The sequence below is a fragment of the Nostoc sp. 2RC genome (assembly GCF_014222165.1).
Classification (GTDB): Bacteria; Cyanobacteriota; Cyanobacteriia; order Cyanobacteriales; family Nostocaceae; genus Nostoc; species Nostoc linckia.
In genome coordinates this window covers 1-2287 of the sequence record NZ_JACKZU010000636.1, presented here as the reverse complement: position 1 = coordinate 2287, position 2287 = coordinate 1, and the positions used below count along the sequence as shown (strand labels likewise).

Annotated in this window: 2 protein-coding genes; both read left to right on the top strand. The window is 52.2% G+C overall.

Features of this window, described 5'->3' with window-relative positions; all coding sequences use genetic code 11:
• Positions 1–1484: FAD-dependent oxidoreductase (locus GNE10_RS34010; protein WP_260447145.1), on the top strand; the 1484-nt coding region annotated here is incomplete at its 5' end.
• A gap of 54 nt (positions 1485–1538) precedes the next feature.
• Positions 1539–2189: a dienelactone hydrolase family protein gene (locus GNE10_RS34005; protein WP_185570433.1), complete on the top strand. Its 651-nt coding sequence runs from the start codon at positions 1539–1541 to the stop codon at positions 2187–2189.
• Positions 2190–2287: the final 98 nt, after the last annotated feature.

Below are 2287 nucleotides of genomic sequence, written 5' to 3'. Positions count from 1 at the left end.
CCCCAATTCAACAAAACCCCGTTTCACCCAGGAAGAGCGATATGACAACGACGACTGACTACGATTTTGGTGCCCGCGAGGCGCTACGCCTACTGGGCCCCGATCCAGAAAACTGGATACCCGATCGCCCAGGCGTTGACTACAATGTCACTATAGTGGGTGGTAGTGGCAGCGGTAGCACCTTTGCATTTGCACTACGGCGTGCTGGCATCGGTGGTGTGACGGTGATTGACGCAGCGGAAGATGAGGTTCATGCAGGCGTATGGCTAACGCGAGCGCGGATGAACAAACTACGCACGCCCAAGAACTTAGCCGGGCCCGAACTGGGTATTCCGGCCTTATCGTTTCAGGCTTGGTACGAAGCACGACATGGTGTCGAAGCTTACGCGTCCATCGACCGCATCCCCCGCTTGTTATGGGCTGAGTACCTCAGTTGGTATCGGCAAATACTGAATATTGAAGTTCGATATCATACAAAATTGGTGCGGATAGAGCCGCTCGAAGGTTTCTTTCGGCTGCACCTAGAGGTGAATGGTGCGCCACAGACGGAAACTACCCGCAAGATTATCTTTGCTAACGGTGTAGCTGGCACTGGTGGCCCATACATCCCACCAGTCCTAGCGGATCTACCGCGCAGGCTTTATGCCCACACCGCCGATGCCATTGATTTTGCAGCACTGCGTGGTAAAACTGTAGCAGTTATAGGTGCTGCGGCCTCCGCCTTTGATGCGGCAGGGGTGGCACTAGAATCAGGAGCCAAGGCAGTACATTTGTTTGCACGGCGGTCTGCCATCGCATCTGTGCCAGTAATTCGGGCGCGGGGATATCCTGGTGCCTACTACAACTATCCCCAACTGCCGGATGCGGCTCGTTGGTTCCAGGCTTGGCGCTTTCGTCAGGCTGGCTCCACACCTCCACCTGACGCCATTGAACGAGTGGTGGCATTCCCAAACTTTCACCTACACCTGTCTGCACCCTGGAGATCCGCCCGTGAAGAAGCAGGCCGCATCGTCGCTCAGGTAAACGAAGATGTTTTCGAGTTTGATTTTGCCATTGCTGGCACAGGCTACTTTGTCAATCCCAGGGTGCGGCCGGAACTGTCTGAGTTTGCCCAGCATATTGCTCTGTGGAGCGATCGCTATCAACCACCCTCCCACCAGCGTAACGATGAACTAGGAACACACCCTTACCTGGGCAGCGCCCACGAATACCAAGAAAAGGTTCCTGGCACAGCACCTTACCTAAAAGACATCCACGTTTTCAACCCTGCCGGTTTCGTCAGCTTCGGGTTGCCCATAGGCGACGTGCCCAGCATCCGGCGTGATGTGCCAGCAGTAGTAACGCGCATCAGCCATGACTTGTTCTTTGCTGATTGGGCGCTGCACGAAGCACGCATCACGAGTGACAACATTGTACCTGACTTCGATGCCTCGCTATACACAACAGCAGTGTGGAAACAGCCTGCCGAAGCGGCAGCAATCTAAGTGCTGAGTTATGAGTTTCCAGTCTTTAAGCCCCAAACTTTAGGAGTCACCATCATGCCTGTTGAACAACGCTCTGGTTTATTGCCTTATCTTTTCTCCTCTGTATCTGAAGATACCAACAAATCCGCACCCCTCGTGTTATTCCTGCACGGAGCGCGCGATCGCGGGAACGATTTAAATGTGCTACTCAAATGGGGTTTACCTCGTTTTGTGAATGAATCAAGCCCCTTACCTTACTTCTTTTTAGCGCCCCAACTTCCTGAAGGGCAGACTTGGGTAGAGCGAGAATCAGATGTAATTGCTTTATTGGATAATTTTATTGCCTCGCGGTCTATCGATCCGTCTCGTGTCATCATATCTGGGTTCAGCTTAGGTACGGCTGGAGCATGGCACATCGCTGCTTCTCATCCCAGTCGGTTCGCTGGTCTGGTAGCAGTATCCGGTCGCGTCCCCAAAACCTTAGAAGCCACCCAACTTACTGCACTCAAGGAAATTCCCATTCAAATATTCCAAGGTGCTAAAGATGAAAAACTGTCGATTGAAGATACACAGCAGATTGTCGATACCTTGCGCGCACTGGGAGGAATAGTAGATTTTACTGTATTCCCTGAAGGCGATCATTTTATTGCAGATGAAGTCTACAGCGATGCGAAATTGCAACAGTGGTTCATTTCACAAACCCGTCGCGCTTCTGTGGCGGTCTAATTGGGGAATGGGGAGATGAGGCAATACTGCTCAGGTTTTGGATTTTAAACTGGAATTTGGTTTGGGGAAAAGGTGAGCCAGCGCGGTCTTGGGGGTTT

What these genes read in the sequence shown, in the direction of transcription:
- GNE10_RS34005 (WP_185570433.1), top strand. Translation starts at nt 1,539, where the DNA reads ATGCCTGTTGAACAACGCTCTGGTTTATTGCCTTATCTTTTCTCCTCT.